The organism is Rhizobium sp. N731 (genome assembly GCF_001664145.1).
Classification (GTDB): Bacteria; Pseudomonadota; Alphaproteobacteria; order Rhizobiales; family Rhizobiaceae; genus Rhizobium; species Rhizobium esperanzae.
In genome coordinates this window covers 411,950-427,523 of sequence record NZ_CP013605.1, presented here as the reverse complement: position 1 = coordinate 427,523, position 15,574 = coordinate 411,950, and the positions used below count along the sequence as shown (strand labels likewise).

14 protein-coding genes are annotated in these 15,574 nt (G+C 61.6%); 6 read left to right on the top strand and 8 right to left on the bottom strand.

Annotated elements, in window-relative coordinates; all coding sequences use genetic code 11:
- Positions 1 to 96 precede the first annotated feature (96 nt).
- Positions 97 to 1,824: a putative bifunctional diguanylate cyclase/phosphodiesterase gene (locus AMK02_RS27240; RefSeq protein ID WP_442966376.1), complete on the top strand. Its 1,728-nt coding sequence runs from the start codon at positions 97 to 99 to the stop codon at positions 1,822 to 1,824.
- Positions 1,825 to 1,935: 111 nt separating this feature from the next.
- On the opposite strand, the gene AMK02_RS27235 is transcribed toward AMK02_RS27240, so the two are convergent.
- Positions 1,936 to 2,400: an Lrp/AsnC family transcriptional regulator gene (locus AMK02_RS27235; protein ID WP_064807848.1), complete on the bottom strand. Its 465-nt coding sequence runs from the start codon at positions 2,398 to 2,400 to the stop codon at positions 1,936 to 1,938.
- Between the two features lie 123 nt (positions 2,401 to 2,523).
- Here AMK02_RS27235 and alr point away from each other — a divergent pair, with 123 nt between their 5' ends.
- The 3 genes from alr (at position 2,524) to AMK02_RS27220 (ending at position 6,055) form a co-directional block, all read left to right on the top strand.
- A complete protein-coding gene (gene alr / locus AMK02_RS27230) occupies positions 2,524 to 3,657 on the top strand; it encodes an alanine racemase (protein WP_064807847.1) in 1,134 nt (377 codons plus the stop codon).
- A gap of 30 nt (positions 3,658 to 3,687) precedes the next feature.
- A complete protein-coding gene (locus tag AMK02_RS27225; protein ID WP_064807845.1) occupies positions 3,688 to 4,956 on the top strand; it encodes a D-amino acid dehydrogenase in 1,269 nt (422 codons plus the stop codon).
- Between the two features lie 79 nt (positions 4,957 to 5,035).
- Positions 5,036 to 6,055: a helix-turn-helix transcriptional regulator gene (locus AMK02_RS27220; protein ID WP_064807843.1), complete on the top strand. Its 1,020-nt coding sequence runs from the start codon at positions 5,036 to 5,038 to the stop codon at positions 6,053 to 6,055.
- A gap of 442 nt (positions 6,056 to 6,497) precedes the next feature.
- Here the strand turns inward: AMK02_RS27220 and AMK02_RS27215 are convergent, their stop codons facing one another.
- From AMK02_RS27215 to AMK02_RS27205, 3 genes are read right to left on the bottom strand one after another with little or no spacing between them, the layout of a single operon-like run.
- Positions 6,498 to 7,658 carry a M20 aminoacylase family protein gene (locus AMK02_RS27215; RefSeq protein ID WP_064807841.1) on the bottom strand — a complete coding sequence of 387 codons (1,161 nt, stop codon included), beginning with the start codon at positions 7,656 to 7,658 and terminating at the stop codon, positions 6,498 to 6,500.
- Positions 7,655 to 8,902, bottom strand: coding sequence for a Zn-dependent hydrolase (locus AMK02_RS27210; RefSeq protein WP_064807839.1), 1,248 nt, complete (start codon positions 8,900 to 8,902; stop codon positions 7,655 to 7,657). Before AMK02_RS27210 ends, AMK02_RS27215 begins: the two co-directional genes overlap by 4 nt.
- On the bottom strand, positions 8,899 to 10,110 hold the full coding sequence (locus tag AMK02_RS27205) for a diaminopropionate ammonia-lyase (RefSeq protein WP_064807837.1): 1,212 nt from the start codon (positions 10,108 to 10,110) through the stop codon (positions 8,899 to 8,901). Before AMK02_RS27205 ends, AMK02_RS27210 begins: the two co-directional genes overlap by 4 nt.
- Before the next feature lie 106 nt (positions 10,111 to 10,216).
- On the opposite strand from AMK02_RS27205, the gene AMK02_RS27200 reads away from it, so the two are divergent.
- The gene (locus tag AMK02_RS27200) at positions 10,217 to 10,699 is read left to right on the top strand and encodes an Lrp/AsnC family transcriptional regulator (protein ID WP_064807835.1); all 483 of its coding nucleotides are present in this window, start codon (positions 10,217 to 10,219) and stop codon (positions 10,697 to 10,699) included.
- Between the two features lie 48 nt (positions 10,700 to 10,747).
- Here AMK02_RS27200 and AMK02_RS27195 read toward each other — a convergent pair whose 3' ends face one another.
- Entirely contained in the window at positions 10,748 to 12,082 is a 1,335-nt protein-coding gene (locus AMK02_RS27195; protein ID WP_064808002.1) for an aspartate aminotransferase family protein, read from the bottom strand.
- Positions 12,083 to 12,224: 142 nt separating this feature from the next.
- Here AMK02_RS27195 and AMK02_RS27190 point away from each other — a divergent pair, with 142 nt between their 5' ends.
- Positions 12,225 to 12,773, top strand: a complete 549-nt coding sequence (locus AMK02_RS27190; protein WP_020919480.1) for a cupin domain-containing protein — start codon at positions 12,225 to 12,227, stop codon at positions 12,771 to 12,773.
- A gap of 86 nt (positions 12,774 to 12,859) precedes the next feature.
- On the opposite strand, the gene AMK02_RS27185 is transcribed toward AMK02_RS27190, so the two are convergent.
- The 3 genes from AMK02_RS27185 to AMK02_RS27175 form a co-directional block, all read right to left on the bottom strand.
- Entirely contained in the window at positions 12,860 to 14,047 is a 1,188-nt protein-coding gene (locus AMK02_RS27185; RefSeq protein ID WP_064807833.1) for a hypothetical protein, read from the bottom strand.
- Between the two features lie 288 nt (positions 14,048 to 14,335).
- Complete coding sequence (locus AMK02_RS27180) at positions 14,336 to 14,782, bottom strand: DUF5086 family protein (RefSeq protein WP_064807831.1); 447 nt, start codon at positions 14,780 to 14,782, stop codon at positions 14,336 to 14,338.
- A 5-nt stretch (positions 14,783 to 14,787) separates the two neighbouring features.
- On the bottom strand, positions 14,788 to 15,573 hold the full coding sequence (locus AMK02_RS27175) for a pyrroline-5-carboxylate reductase (RefSeq protein ID WP_145924257.1): 786 nt from the start codon (positions 15,571 to 15,573) through the stop codon (positions 14,788 to 14,790).
- Position 15,574 lies beyond the last annotated feature (1 nt).

The window sequence follows — 15,574 nt, the reverse complement described above, 5'->3', positions numbered from 1 at the left end:
CTAAGAGAGGGAGCGGAACGGCCTCAGCTTGCGCTCGATTAGCACTCTTTCAAATATTCAATGCGACATTCGGGCGAACGAAACAGCGAGAGCGCCTTGAGCAGCAAACGATCCAGAACAAATGTCGAGCTTGAGAACCTGCTTCGCCAGCTTGGCCTGGCTCTCGAGGCATCCGGGATTGGAATCTGGCAGCACAATATCGCAAAAAACCAGACGCGTTGGGACGAGCAGCTCAAGCTGATCTATGGTGTTCCGAAAGCGCCGCTCGATGTCGTCTGGCTCGACAGCATCCATCCCGACGACCTGGCGCCGACCAATGAAATATTTCTGCGCGCGATCGAAACCAGATCGGATTATGCATCGGAATTTCGCATTGTTCGACCGGACGGAGCGATCCGCTATCTGCGTTCGCGGGCTCGCTATTTCGTCGATGCGGCCGGCGATCCTTGCTTTGTCGGCGCCGAATGGGATGTGACGGACGACGTCCTCCTCAACAAGGAGCTGGAGAGGAGCCGGGCGGAAGCTCGGTTTGCCGCCGATCACGATCACCTCACCGGTCTCTTGAACCGGCGCAGCTTCGATTTCGCCCTGTCCGAGCTTGCCAGGCAGGAGAGCGTCAAGATTGCGCTTCTCCATATAGACGTGGACCATTTCAAGGAGATCAATGATCGTTTCGGGCATGCGGTCGGCGACATCGTTCTCTGTCATGTCAGCAAGATTCTGTTGGAGGCCATTTCCGCGGGTGACGTCGCGGCACGGCTCGGCGGCGATGAGTTTGCTGTCGTCGTCACTGAAGGCGAGTCCGACAAGACGAAGGCCGTGCTCGATCATATTCAGCGACGTCTGGAGAGGCCGCTTCCCGGTGGCGACCAGATGCTGAGCGTGCAGTGCTCCATTGGCGTGGCCAGCGCCATGAGCGCAGACTTCGCCAAGCTGCTTTCCCAGTCCGACCTGGCTTTGTACCACGCCAAGCGGAACGGCCGGAATCGCGCCGAGATATTCTCGGACGAGATGGCTTCGAGCCTCGCGAACGAAAGGCAGCTCGCCCAGGATCTGCGATCCGGACTGGCGCTCGGCCAGATCCGTCCATTTTACCAGGTGCAGGTCGACGCCAGGTCATTGCGGGTAAACGGCGTCGAAGCGCTGGCGAGGTGGCACCACCCGACGAGAGGAATTCTCGCCCCGGCGCATTTCCTCTCTCTCGCCTCGTCGAACGGATTGGTCGCAGAGCTTGACGAAGTCGTCCTGAGGGCTGTCCTTTCGGATATGAAATCCTCGGCCTCCCTGCTGGAGGGCATCCGGCTATCCATCAACCTTTCGGCCGATCGTCTCGATGATCCGGAATTGGCAACGAAGCTCGGCGGCTATGACATCCCGCCCGGCCGGTTGAGCTTCGAGCTGATAGAGACGATATTCCTGGACAGCCTGAGCGATCGGGTGCGCCAGAACATCCAGGCCATCAAGTCCTTCGGTATCGACATCGAGATCGATGATCTCGGATCGGGACATGCCTCCTTGCTGGGCCTGCTCGAATTGAGACCGGACCGCGTCAAGATCGATCGCCAGCTTGTGATGCCGATCCTGCAATCCGTGCCCAGTCGCCGGCTGGTGAGCTCACTGGTCGACATTGCACGGGCGCTCGACATGGAAGTGATTGCGGAAGGGGTGGAAACGCTCGACCATGCCAAAGTGCTCGCCGATCTCGGCGTCCACACTCTCCAGGGTTATGCTTTTGGACGGCCGCAATCGTTTGCCGATCTGGCGGCGCGACTGGAGCAGGAGGCACTGGAGTTCGGGCAAGCCGATGTCCTCTGCGCGGGTTGATACGGCGGATCACGCCGCGCCTGCGCGCCGGAAGCTGACCGTCGCGACGACGAGCGAAGCGGTCGCCAAGGCGACGGCGCTCGAACTGATATAAGCCTGCCCGGTCCCTGCTCAGCGTTTGCCCCTGCTGCGCGTCGCCAGAACGTTTCGGATCGAGAAGCTGGAGTGAATCCTGAGGACGCCTGGCAAGGCCGACAATATTTCCTTGTGGATCCGTTCGAACTCGCCGGCATTGGCGACTTCCACGCGCAGCAGGTAGTCGGATCCACCCGTCATCAGGAAACATTCGCGGATTTCCGGATGGCGGCGGACGGCCGCCTCGAAACGGTCGAGATAGTCTTCCGTCTGCCGTTCGAGGGTGATGTTGATGATGACGGCAATCATCGCATCCGCATTGCTCGTATCGAGAAGCGCGGTATAGCCGCGGATCACGCCCGTCTTTTCCATGATCTTGATGCGTCTGAGGCAAGCCGATGGCGAGAGGCCGACCTCGGCGGCCAGCTTGGCATTGCTCATGCGGGCGTCAAGGCGCAGCAGCCTGAGAATGTTGCGATCTGTCGTGTCAAGGGCGGGCATGATCGATTATTCCAAAATTTCGTCGATTATGCGTGTAATATGCAAATTTTGCAATAAACGAAGACGAATTAACCGGTAATATCGCTCATTCTTTCATACATTGCCTGGGATAAGAGGGTGAACATGGACAGCGATATTTTGGTTTCCCATGCCCGTACTGCCGCGATCACGCAGGGAGCCACAGGTTACCTCGGAATCGATCTTGCTGCACTCGGCCGCAATTATCGCAAGCTGGTGTCGATGCTGGCCCCGGTTCGCGCAGGCGCCGTCGTCAAGGCCGATGCCTATGGTCTCGGCGCCGAACAGGTGGCGAAAGCGCTCTACGCCCAAGGTTGCCGGCATTTCTTCGTTGCTCAATTCGTCGAAGCCGTGAGGCTCCGGCCGGTGCTTGCGCAGGACGCGCAGATTTTCGTGCTGAACGGCCTGCAGCCGGGTAATGAAATTGCCTGCGCCGACATGAATATTGTTCCGGTTCTGAATTCGCTCGCCCAATGGCAGCAATGGTCGGCGGCGGCGCGCGCGCTGAAGCGCTGCCTGCCGGCTGTCCTGCAATTCGACACCGGCATGTCGCGGCTGGGCTTTCCCCCGGAGGAAAGGGCGGATCTGGCGACAGCCCTTCGCAATGGCGCCAATATCGAAGTCCTGTTCATCATGAGCCATCTGGCTTCGGCCGATGAGACCGATGGCGAGCAGAATAGCGATCAGCTGGCGGAAATGTCCTGCATCGCCGACGAATTTCCAGGCTTCGACCTTTCCTTCGCCAATTCCGGCGGCGTCTTCCTCGGCGAAGCCTATCATGGCGTGCTCGCGCGGCCGGGCATCGCCCTTTACGGGGGCGCTCCGACCGCCGGCACCGTGAACCCGATGGAGCCGGTCGTCAGCCTCGATGCAGCTGTCATACAGACGCGGTGCGTATCACCGGGCACGAAGGTCGGTTACGGCGGCGCGCATGTCGCGCAACGGGAAATGCGTCTCGCCACCATTGCCGCCGGCTATGCCGACGGCCTGCCGCGCAGCCTCAGCGACCGCGGCGCCGTCTATTACAAGGGTACGCGCCTGCCGATCGTCGGCCGCGTTTCGATGGACAGCATCACGGTCGATATGTCGGCGCTGCCCGAAGGCGCGCTGACGCTCGGCAGTCTTGTCGAAGTGCTCGGTCCGCACCAGACGCTTGAGGATATTGCGCGCGATGCCGACACCATATCTTATGAAATCCTGACCGGTCTCGGCGATCGGTATTACAGGCAATATCGCTGAGAGCCGGCTGGCTTCATTCTTGGGGAAATCATGAAAGTCATCGTTCTGGGTGCCGGCATCGTCGGTGTCACATCCGCCTATCAGCTGGCCAAAGCAGGCCATGAGGTTACCGTCGTCGACCGGCAATCGGGGCCGGCGCTGGAGACGAGCTTTGCCAATGCAGGCGAAGTCTCCTTCGGCTATTGCTCGCCATGGGCGGCGCCCGGCATTCCGATGAAGGCCATAAAATGGCTGTTCATGAAACATGCGCCGCTCATTCTGCGACCGAAATTGGACATGGCCATGCTCGCCTGGATGGCGAGGATGCTGTCCAACTGCACCTCCGAGCGCTACGCGATCAACAAAAGCCGCATGCTGCGCCTTGCCGATTACAGCCGCGTCGCGCTCGCCGAGCTTCGCGCCGAAACCGGCATCGCCTATGACGAACGCATGCAGGGAACCCTGCAGCTGTTCCGCACGCAGCAGCAGCTCGATGCTTCGGCCAAGGACGTCAAGGCGCTCGCCGCCGACGGCATTCCCTATGAGGTACTGGACCGCGACGGCTGTATTCGCGTCGAACCGGCGCTCAGGCACGTGCGCGACAAGATCGTCGGCGGGCTGCTGACGCCGAAGGACGAAACCGGCGACTGTTTCAAGTTCACCAATGCGCTCGCCGCCAAAGCCGAGGCGATCGGCGTCCGCTTCGCCTATGGGACGACGATCAAGGCGCTGGACGTCGAAGGCGGCCGCGTGCGCGGGATTGTCACCGCTCGCGATCCCGATCGCGACCACGAGCGGATGAGCGCGGAGGCTGTGGTGGTTGCGCTCGGCAGCTATTCGCCGCTGCTGCTCAAGCCCTATGGCATCAGCCTGCCGGTCTATCCGGTCAAGGGCTACTCCCTCACCATCCCGATCACCGATGCGTCACGCGCGCCGGAATCGACCGTCATGGACGAAACCTACAAGATCGCGATCACCCGGCTCGGCGACCGCATCCGCGTCGGCGGTATGGCAGAAATATCAGGTTACACCAACGATCTTGGTCTCGCCCGCCGCAGCACGCTCGAACATTCCGTCACCGATCTCTTCCCCGGCGGCGATGTTTCCAAGGCTTCCTTCTGGTCCGGCCTGCGCCCGATGACGCCCGATGGCACGCCGGTCATCGGCCCGACCAAGGTCGTCGGCCTGTTCCTCAATACCGGTCACGGCACGCTCGGTTGGACCATGAGCACCGGTTCGGCGCGGCTGATCGGCGATCTCGTCAGCAGCCGTTCGCCTGAAATCGACGCCAAGGACCTTGCAGTCAGCCGATATAACTGAGCAGGGCAGGACAAAAAGGAATTTGTATTACAATTTAAATCGGCTATCCCAAGCGTAGATCGTCTTGCGGGGGGCACGCATGTCCGTTGATTCCGATAGGCATATTGCCGGCAGCTCAACCCGGCAGCCGGTTCTACAGAGCATGACGGTTCGAGAAACTGCGCGGAGCGGAACGGACGTGGACGAGCTCTCGGACGCATTGTCCACGCCGAAAGCCGCGATCAAGATGACGGCGCAAGGCGATGCGCCCATTGCATATCGCTGCAATTTCATCTCGGTGGACGATGTCAGCGTTGCCGATTGCTCTTATGAAGGCACGATCGTCGGAAAGCGGGACGGGGTCGTCGACAGGATGGCTATATTCCTGCCGACGGAGGGGAATATGACCTTCGGAGGGAAATGGGAGCCGATATATTCGGTGCCCGGTCGAGGTGTGATCCTGGAGCCGGGCGATGCCAGGGGCACCAGCATGTTCGGTCCTCGCAGTCACCTCTGCATGTTCATCGATCAGGCGAGGATCACCAAGCGCCTCACGCATATGTTCGAGCGGACGATCGGCGGCGACCTCGATATTCATCCCGATATCGATCTTACATCAGGTGCGGGGCTGGTACTGCAGCAGATCGTGGCAAATCTTCATGGCGGTCTTTCCGAAAACGGACCGCTGCGACGATCGCCGCTGGCTTTCAACTCCCTCTGTGACGCGGCGATCTATCTGCTCCTGGAAGCCTGTCCCAATCGCTATTCGAACGAGCTGGCGCAGGCGGCCGCGGCGCCGGCCCCGCGCCATGTGAAATGGGCCATCGACTACATGCAGGAACACATTGCCGAGCCGATTTCGCTCGACGACATTGCGGCGGCGGCCAAGGTAAGCGTTCGGACTTTGCAGCAGGGCTTCCGTCAGTTCAGGAACACCACTCCGATCGCCTATCTGCATGAAATCAGGATGATTGCCGCCCATCGTGATCTGCTGGACGCCGACTCGACGCAGGCCGTCGCCGATATCGCGCTCAGATGGGGATTTACGCATCTCGGACGCTTTGCCGCCGAATACAAGAAGCGTTTCGGTCAGCTGCCGTCACAGACCTTGAGGGATTGATCGAGGCAGACTGAAGCGCGTCGCCTGCCGCGCTTCAGGTCCTGTTTTTATGCATGTCGTTATCGAAAAACCGCGGGCACTTTTGCGCAACATGCTCTGGCCCATGACCAGCCGCGTTCGCGCGGACGGTCATGGGCACAGCTGAGCTCAGTGTTCGGTCAGAGGTGACGGTCTTCGGCGTGCCTGCGGTCGACCCCATCGGCCCCCCGACTCCTGCTGCGTTAACGATTAACCACCACTTTGGGGTCACGGGGTTAATAAAGATTTACTTCCTTTCAGCGCCGCGCCGAACGTAGTTTTCCTTCCCCCAGGCGTGTGCCGCAGCCGCCCGAGCTTGTCATGTCGATGTTTCCCATCGGCAGGCCTGTTGCAGCCGAATGAAAGGCGTTCGGTCAATTGCCGTCGCAGATCTTCAGACGCCGAGCTTCACAACCTTCGCGTATCAGCTTGATGGAAGCCGCCGGCGTGCAATTCCGGCATGGAAGTTCGCGCCGTGCAGGAGGCCGTCGTCGTTGAAATCATAGGTCGGGTTATGGAGCGGCGGCGAGCGCTCACCATTGCCCAGGAAGACGAAGCAGCCCGGCACTTTCGCGAGGAACTGCGCGAAGTCTTCCGATCCCGTCATCGGCTTGCTCGCGACGGCAACATTCGACGCGCCGTAGAGATCGCGCGCGACGGTAAGCGCTTCCTCCGTCAGGGCGGGGTCGTTCATCAGAGGGACGAATTCCCTGGTGTAGAAGACCTCGGCCTTGACGTTATAAGTCGTGGCCGTACCCTCGGCGATGACCCGCATCTGCTTTTCGATCTGCTCGCTGATCTCGGAGCGGAAGCTGCGGGCATCGCCGAGAATGCGGGCGAGACCGGGAAGCGCATTGCGCGTGCCGTCGGTGATCAGTTCGGTGACCGAGACGACGCCGATATCGGCCGGGTCGAGCCGCCTGGAGACGATGGTCTGCAGGTTGGTGACCAGCGCGCAGGCGGCGACGAGCACCTCATTGCCCCAGTGCGGCCGCGCGGCATGGCCGCCGATGCCGGTCAAGGTGATCTCGAAATTGTCCTCGGCCGACATGATCGCTTCCGGGCGCGTGCGGAAATTGCCGACGCCGAGCCCCGGCATGTTGTGGATTCCGTAGATCTCGTCGAAGGGGAACCGTTCGAAGAGCCCGTCGGCGATCATCGCGAGCGCCCCCTTGCCCCATTCTTCGGCCGGCTGGAAGATGAAGCGCACGGCGCCATCGAAACCGCCTTCCTCAGCCAGGATTTTTGCCGCGCCGAGCAGCATCGTGGTGTGGCCGTCGTGGCCGCAGGCATGCATGATGCCCGGGTTTTGCGAGCGGTGCGGCAGGTCCGATTGTTCGTTAATCCTCAGCCCATCCATATCCGCGCGCAGCGCAATGGCGCGATTGCTGTTGCCGCGCTTCAGCGTTGCGACGACGCCGGTGCCGCCGACGCCTTCGGCGACCTCGTCGCAGCCGAATTCCCGCAGCTTGGCCGCAACGAAGGAGGATGTCCGCTGCTCCTCGAAACCGAATTCGGGATGGGCGTGTAGATCGCGTCTCCACGCCGTCATCTCGGCATGAAGCGTGTTCCTATCGATGCTCATGCCGGCGCTCCTTCCGTGGCGAGGCGACGGACGACGTCGAGCAGGACGTTGGCGCCTGCGACGAGATCTTCGTCGGCCGTATATTCCCTAGGGTTATGGCTGATGCCGCCGGCGCTCGGGACGAAGATCATCGCCGACGGGGCAATCCTTGCGATCATCTGCGCATCGTGGCCGGCGCCCGATGTCATTCGCCGGCAGGCAAGACCCCGTTCCCGCGCAGCCTTTTCGATGAGCTGTACGATGCTCTGATCGAATTTTACAGGCTCGAAGCGAGCAAGTCTTTCCACGGATATACCGACCTGCTCCTCGGTCGATAGTGTGTCGAGGAAGGTTGCAAGTGCCGCTTCCTCTTCTCTCAGCCGATCTTCGTCGGGATCGCGGAGATCGACCGTGAAGATCGCCCGCGACGGGATCACATTGATCGCGTTCGGTTCGAAACTCATGCAGCCGACCGTGGCGACGGTCGGCGTATTGGACGCTTTCGCTCGCTCACGCAGGAAGGTGACGACCCGAGCTGCGGCATGACCCGCATCGCGGCGCATGGAGATCGGTGTCGTTCCCGCGTGGTTGGCGTCGCCGGTAATGGTCACCCGCTGCCAGGAAATGCCTTGAAGATCTTCGACGGAGCCGACCGGAATGCCCTCGCGCTGAAGGACCGGTCCCTGCTCGATATGCAGCTCGATATAAGCGTGCGGCTTAAGGAAACCCGGTTGATGCTCGCCGGCGTAGCCGATCCGCTCGAGTTCGCGGCCAAGGATCGTTCCATCGGTGCCAATGGCGGCAAGCGCCGCATCGATATCAAGGCCTCCCGCATAGACCAGAGATCCCATCATATCGGGCGCGTAGCGCACGCCTTCCTCGTTGGTGAAGGCGGCCACGGCGATCGGCCGGGATGGCGCCAGGCTCTCCGCTTTCATCATCTCGATGACTTCGAGCCCCGAAAGCGTGCCGTAACAGCCGTCATAGATGCCGGCGCCGATGACGGTGTCGATGTGCGAGCCGAGCAGAATGGGGGCTTTGTTCGCCACGCCGTCAGGCTTCCAGATGCCGAAAATGTTGCCGATGCGATCGACGGCGACCTCGAGCCCCGCCTCCCTGATCCATGCCACGAATTGGTCGCGGCCGAGCTTTTCCGCATCGGAAGCCGCCAGCCGCACGAGCCGGCCGTCGCTATCCCGACCGATTTCGCCGAGCGTTCTGATACGTCCGAGGAGACGCGCCGCGTCGATGGATGGGCCGCTCATGTCAAGGCTCCTTCCCGGTTCTCGGCGGCGACTGCGGCGGGCGGCAGTCCGGTGATCTCTTCATATTTGCCGGGGTCGGTCGCGCCCTCCGTGTTGACGACGAAGATGCGGGAGCGGCTCTCGATCGAGAGCGCCGCCTTGATCGCGGGATCGGCGGCGGCCTTGATAGCGGCTGCGAGGCCGACGCCGCCGCTTTCGCCGGCGACGATGGCGGGATCACCGGCAACGGGACGGGCAAGGCGGTTCATCATCGAGGTCGCATCCATCTCGTCCACCGTCATGAAAGCGTCGGCGGCGCGGGAAAGGATCCGCCACGCGACAAGGGAGGGCTCGTAACATTCGAGCATCGCCATGACGGTTGGCTCGCCATGGGCGATCGTCACGGGATGTCCGGCACGGGCCGTCTCGAAGAGGCATGCCGCGCGGGCGGGATCGACGACGGTGAAGACGGGACGCCGCTCGCCGAGCGCGATCGCCAGATGTCCGGCGACCGTCGCGGCAATGCCGCCGACGCCGGATTGGATGAACACATGTGTCGGCGGCTCCGGCATCTGCCGGAGTGCTTCCCGAACGAGTGCGGTATAACCCTGCATCACCAAGCCGGGGATGCGTTCGTAGCCCGGCCAGGATGTGTCGGAAACAATAGTCCAGCCCTTCGCCTCGGCCACGCGGGCCGCCTCACGTACGGAGTCGTCATAGGTTCCCGCAACCCGGATCATCTCGGCGCCGAAGCGGGCGATGGCGGCGACCCGCTCGTCGCTGACGCCGGAGTGGACGAAAATTGCGGCCCGCGACCCGACGAGCTGCGCTCCTTGCGCGACGGAGCGGCCATGATTACCGTCGGTGGCGCAGGCAACGGTCATTCCGCGCGCAATGGCGCGGACTTCTTCCGAATGCAGCTCGGCCATATCGACTGCGCGCCCAAGCCGCCGCTCCGCCTCTTGAAGAACGAGGCGGATCACCGCATAGGCGCCGCCGAGCGCCTTGAAGCTTCCGAGACCGAGGCGATGGCCTTCATCCTTGACGTGGATCGCGGCAACGCCGATCTCGCGCGCCAATCCCGGCAGGGCGACGAGCGGTGTTATCGCATGGTCTTCACGGAAGCTGAGGTAGCGTTCCACCTCCTCGGCGCCGGCGATGCCGAGCGTCTTCTCATCGCGTGGATCAAGCGGCAGACGATAGTCGGCGGTTGTGTTCAACAGAAACATGGCAAACCTCGATTTCGTGCGGTTGCTGAACTCTATTGCATCGCTCACGAAAAAGGCGCTGATATTAGGCCGTCAGCTTGCAATTTTGTTTCGTCGGAGTCCCCACTTGAACAAGCGCGTTCAGCACTCGCCGCTCGATGTCTTTGATCGCAAGATCCTCGCCATTCTCCAGCGGGACAATATGACCCCGCAGCGCACGATCGGCGATGCGGTGAACCTGTCCGCGCCGGCCGTTCAGCGCCGGATCAAGCGGATGCGGGAGGAGGGAGTGATCCGGGCGGATGTCTCGGTCGTCGCGCCGGAGGCTGTCGGGCAGTCGATCACGATCTTCGTCGAGGTGGAGGTGATCAGCGAAACCGCCGATCAGATCGAGCGGGCGAAGACGGAGTTCGCAGCCACGCCGGAAATCCAGCAATGTTATTACGTCACCGGCGAAGCGGATTTCATCCTTGTCATCGTCGTGCCGTCGATGGCCGATTACGAGGCACTCACCCGGCGGCTCTTCTTCGGCAACAACAACGTCAAGCGCTTCCGCACCTTTGTTGCGATGGACCGGGTCAAAGTCGGGCTTGGCGTGCCTCTGGAGTAAGCCGATGCGGCGGCCGGGTCGCCACCGTATCGGCAGGAAACGGTGGGATTATGCCGCGCGCTTCAGTGCATCGCCGATCGTCGAGACGATCGTGTCGATCTGGTCTTTCTCGACGATCAGCGGCGGAGAAAGCGCGATGATATCGCCGGTCACGCGGATCAGCAGGCCCTTCTTGAAGCAATCGACGAAGACGTCGTAGGCGCGGGTTCCCGGTGCTCCGTCACGCGGAGCGAGTTCGATTGCGCCGACCAGTCCGAGATTGCGGATGTCGACCACACCAGGCAGGCCCTTCAGCGAATGGAGGGCGTCCTGCCAATACTCGGCCAGGTCGGATGCACGCGTCAGCAGCCCTTCTTCCTCGTAGATTTCGAGGGTCGCGAGCCCCGCGGCGCAGGCGACCGGATGGCCGGAATAGGTATAGCCGTGGAAGAGTTCGATCGCATTGTCAGGTCCGACCATAAGTCCGTCATGGACCTTACGGCTGGCAAAGACTGCGCCCATGGGGATGGCGCCGTTGGTCAGGCCCTTCGCCGTGGTGACCAGATCGGGCACGACGCCGAAATAATCCACCGCGAAAGCTGTGCCGAGACGCCCGAAGCCGGTGATGACTTCATCGAAGATCAGCAGGATGCCGTGCTTGTCGGCGGTCGCGCGCAGCTTCTCCAGATAGCCCTTCGGCGGCAGGATAACGCCTGCCGATCCCGCCATCGGCTCGACGATGACGGCGGCGATGGTTTCGGCGCCGTGCAGCTGCACCAGGCGTTCGAGATCGTCGGCCAGTTCGACGCCATGGGCGGGAAGCCCCTTCGAAAAGGCATTGCGCCCGATATCCAGCGTATGGCGCATGTGATCGGCCGGGATCTGCGGGAAGACCCGCCGATTGTTGACGAGACCGCCAACGGAAATGCCGCCGAAGCCGACGCCGTGATAGCCTTTTTCGCGGCCGATGATCCGGGTGCGCGTGCCCTGGCCGATCGCGCGCTGGTAGGCGATGGCGATCTTCAGAGCTGTATCGACCGATTCCGAGCCCGAGCCGGTGAAGAAGACCCTGTCGAGCTGGGCGTCAACCCCGCCCGGCGCGTTCGCAGCGAGCTTGGCGGCGAAGTCGAAGGCGATCGGATGCCCCATCTGGAAGGTCGGCGCATAGTCGAGCGTGGCGAGCTGCCGCTCGACCGCCTGGGCGATCTTCCTGCGGCCGTGGCCGGCGTTGCAGCACCAGAGGCCGGCCGTGCCGTCCAGCACCCGGTTGCCATCAACGTCGGTGTAATACATCCCTTCCGCAGCGGCCAGCAGGCGCGGCGCGGCCTTGAATTGCCGGTTGGCGGTGAACGGCATCCAGAAGTTTTCGAGTACGGGCGCGTTCGTCTTGCTGATCTGGTCCATCCTGGCCTCCTTTGAAATCGCCCGGAGAATGGCAATTTCCATCCTTCAAACAAGTCCTTTTCTTTGCTGGTGCAACTTATTGAAATTGAACAATGAAGAAGATAGATTTTGCGATATTCTGCACAATGCAAACGGATCCATCATGTCAGTCGATATCGGCAGCCGCCTTCGCCACCTGCGCATCGCCCATAAGCTTTCCCAGCGTGAACTCGCCAAACGCACCGGCGTGCCGAACTCGACGATTTCACTGATCGAATCGAACGCCTCCAATCCTTCGGTCGGCGCTCTGAAGCGGATCCTAGATGGCATTCCGATCGGGTTGGCGGAATTCTTCGCCTTCGAACCGGAGCGCCCGAAAAAGGCCTTCTACGCCGCCGAGGAACTGGTGGAGATCGGAAAGGGCGCCATTTCCTATAAGCAGGTCGGCGAAACCCTGTTCGGGCGCAGCCTGCAGATGCTGAAGGAATGCTACCAGCCGGGTGCCGACACCGGAAAAATTCCCCTTGTTCACGAAGGGGAGGAGGGCGGGATCGTGCTCTCGGGAAGACTCGAGGTCACGGTTGACGACGAACGGCGTATCCTTGGACCGGGAGACGCTTATTATTTCGAAAGCCGGCGTCCGCATCGGTTCCGCTGCGTCGGACCGGTGCCCTGCGAGGTTATCAGCGCGTGCACGCCGCCGACGTTTTAACGCAATTTCAGAAAATGCGCAGTGGTTTCGGAAAGATGATCCCGAAGGCGGATCGGTAAGGACCCGCCTCCGGCGATTGATCTGACTTAGTCGTTCGCCGAAACCTTGACGCCGAGCACCGTAGGAATGGTGTTCGGCGCACCCATGGCAGCACCGACAATCATCGGCACGGGAACGGGCTTTTCCGGAGCGGCGCTGATCGTCAGGCTCTTCGGCCCGTCGAGATAGGTGTTGAGGGCTGCCGATATCTGGCTTTGCAGTTCCGGCACGTTGAGTTGCGCCATCATCATCGGAACCAGCGCCTTCAGCGATTGTGCCAGTTGGTCGCCTGTGACGCCCTGCTTCGCGCCGGCATAATCGAGCGCCTTTTTGGTGATCGAGGCGTCGTCAAAGCGGATCGAGGCGCTGTTGAACGTCAGCTGCTGCATCAGCCCCATCATCGCAAGTCCGGCCGCCTGGTTGGCCTCTTCCTTGTTCGGATTGGCTTCGGCTGTCTTGACCGCCTCCTGCAGCGACTTGATGAAGCCGAGCGTATAACCGGAGAAGTCGATTGCAAAATTCAGCCGGCCGACATTCTTGAAATCGAAAGCATATTCGTCGAGGGCAACCTTGCCGCTTTTGACTTCCCAGCTTCCCTTCATCGTCATAGTACCGTCGAGCGTCGTCAGTCCGAGCTTCTCGATGGCCTCCTTCGCAGCCGCATCCTCGACTTGCGACAGGTCGGCCTTGAATCCGGCGACGTTGGCGTCGTAGGCAAAGCCGCCGTCCTGGCGCCCCATGTTTGCCTCGACGCCTTCGATCGCAAGCACATCCTTGCCCTTGATGTTGAGCGCGATCGGCCCGGTGCTGGCGGTTTCATAGAGAAGGATGTCGTCCAGCGTCTCGCCGGTCGCATTGGCCGGAATCGTCAGGCCGGTGAACAGAATCTCCTTGGCGGAAAAGCGCCCTCCCTCCTGGCTGATATCGACATCCGGGAAGGAAAGTGTCTTGGCGTAATAGCCGCCGCCTTCTTTTTCTTCCACGCCCTCGAAGGTGAGGTCGCCGATCTTCAGCGCATCGCCGGGCAGGTTCGCAAATCCCACCTGGACGCCCGTTGCCGTCACCGTGTCGCCGGCGACTTCGGCCTTCTCGAAGGTGATGACCGTGCCGCCGGCATTGGCCGCGGCGCTGAGCTTCTTCATCATATCCGCGCCGTCGAGGGCAAGCGCCGGGCCGGCCAGCGTCAGGAACGCCGTGCTTGCCATCATCAGGTGGAAATTGCGCAGTTGCTTCATGGAGATGTCCTTGTGTTGAAGGTAGATGCGGGGGAATACATGGAATATGCGCCGGCGGCGCTCTGCTCGCAGAGCGGCGGGGACGTCACGGTTCGTCAGATCAGCTCATTGGAGGGAATGCGATCGCGATCGGCCGGAACCGGCAGGCCGGAGAAATTCGGCCACCCTGCCGCCGGCGGCCGGGGGAGGATATTTTCTCTAGCAAAAGTAGTTTGGTGACTCATCGTCAGAGCTAAAATTGCATTTCTTCGATTATTGCAACCGCGATTTTTGATGGCGGAGCGGAAATCAGTCGGGCTTGGCGGCGACGCCGACGCATTCCAGGATCGTGGTGCGGCAAACACCGGCCTCCCGCTGTGGGCGAGGCTGGGCGCGCCAGTTCTGGTAGGCGATCCGGAATTCGATATCTTTGTAAAAATAGGTCCTGGCTTTCTGTCGCGAGCGGCTCCTGTTCAACGCATCCGCCGTCACTACGACATGGGTGGCAAGCCGTTTGAATTGCCATGGCGGCGTGCGTCGCTCCTTCTCGATCACCTCGACGTGGAAATAGGGATCGTCTTCCCCGGGATCGGGAGCCGTGTGGACGGTGGCCCAACGGACGGTCCGAGGTGAGACGGAGAGAATGATGGCGGAAATGGTCGGTCGCTCCACCGGTTCGGCGCGGGCTAAAATCGCCTGGCCCAAAATCGCGGCGACTGTGAACAGGACGGTAAGGGATATTCGCTTGGGGCGCATGCGCTTCAGCTGCTGCGGCCCTCGATTCGGGCGAGCACGCCGTCGAGCGCTGCGGTCAGCGCAGCAAGGCCGCCCAACTTGTCGACGTCGGAAAGAACCTGCTCGTTCAATCCGCCCTTGGTGGCGAATTCGCGGCTCAGCGCGCTGAACGGCTCGGTGCCTGGGCTGTTGGCCTTCTGCGCCAGACTTGCGAATAGCGGCGCGATGTAGGCATTTGCCGTCGGCCTTTCGAGGCCGCTTTTTTCCAGCCAGCCGGCCAAGGTTTCCATAATGCCGAAATAGGTCGACATCACAGAGCTCGCCGCCGCGAGCAGATCATATTCCTTTTTCGACTGACACTCGACGGCGGTTCCGAGCGTATCGAACAGCGCCGCGACGGCGGCATCCGGCGGGAGGATGGCGGTGACGCCTTGCCGCTGCGCAACGAAAGGCAGGGGGATGGCCTGGACGAGGTGCACGTCGGTGCCGATCCAATCGAGAAGAGCCTGGCGCTCGGTCGCGGCTACGAGGCTGACGACCAGCTGGCCCTTCCGGAACGAAAGCGCCCGCACCACCTCCTCGGCGATCTGTGGCCGGATCGCCAGGAACACCATGTCGCTGCGATCGACGACACTCTGGTTATCCCCGGCAATCCTGACGGAGGCGAACTCCTCTGCCAGCGTGGCGGCAATGTGCGCGCTCCGCGGCGAAACGTGAATCTCGGAGGCGTAAGCCGGTGCGGCCAGAAGCCCGCGAACCATCGCTTCGGTGATTGCGCCGGTCCCGACGAATCCAATGCTGTTGATCATCACT

Coding starts and splice junctions, on each gene's coding strand:
- AMK02_RS27180 (WP_064807831.1), bottom strand. CDS start 14,782: ATGCGCCCCAAGCGAATATCCCTTACCGTCCTGTTCACAGTCGCCGCG.
- AMK02_RS27190 (WP_020919480.1), top strand. CDS start 12,225: ATGTCAGTCGATATCGGCAGCCGCCTTCGCCACCTGCGCATCGCCCAT.
- AMK02_RS27220 (WP_064807843.1), top strand. CDS start 5,036: ATGTCCGTTGATTCCGATAGGCATATTGCCGGCAGCTCAACCCGGCAG.
- AMK02_RS27210 (WP_064807839.1), bottom strand. CDS start 8,902: ATGAGCGGCCCATCCATCGACGCGGCGCGTCTCCTCGGACGTATCAGA.
- AMK02_RS27225 (WP_064807845.1), top strand. CDS start 3,688: ATGAAAGTCATCGTTCTGGGTGCCGGCATCGTCGGTGTCACATCCGCC.
- alr (WP_064807847.1), top strand. CDS start 2,524: ATGGACAGCGATATTTTGGTTTCCCATGCCCGTACTGCCGCGATCACG.
- AMK02_RS27185 (WP_064807833.1), bottom strand. CDS start 14,047: ATGAAGCAACTGCGCAATTTCCACCTGATGATGGCAAGCACGGCGTTC.
- AMK02_RS27235 (WP_064807848.1), bottom strand. CDS start 2,400: ATGCCCGCCCTTGACACGACAGATCGCAACATTCTCAGGCTGCTGCGC.
- AMK02_RS27215 (WP_064807841.1), bottom strand. CDS start 7,658: ATGAGCATCGATAGGAACACGCTTCATGCCGAGATGACGGCGTGGAGA.
- AMK02_RS27195 (WP_064808002.1), bottom strand. CDS start 12,082: ATGGACCAGATCAGCAAGACGAACGCGCCCGTACTCGAAAACTTCTGG.
- AMK02_RS27205 (WP_064807837.1), bottom strand. CDS start 10,110: ATGTTTCTGTTGAACACAACCGCCGACTATCGTCTGCCGCTTGATCCA.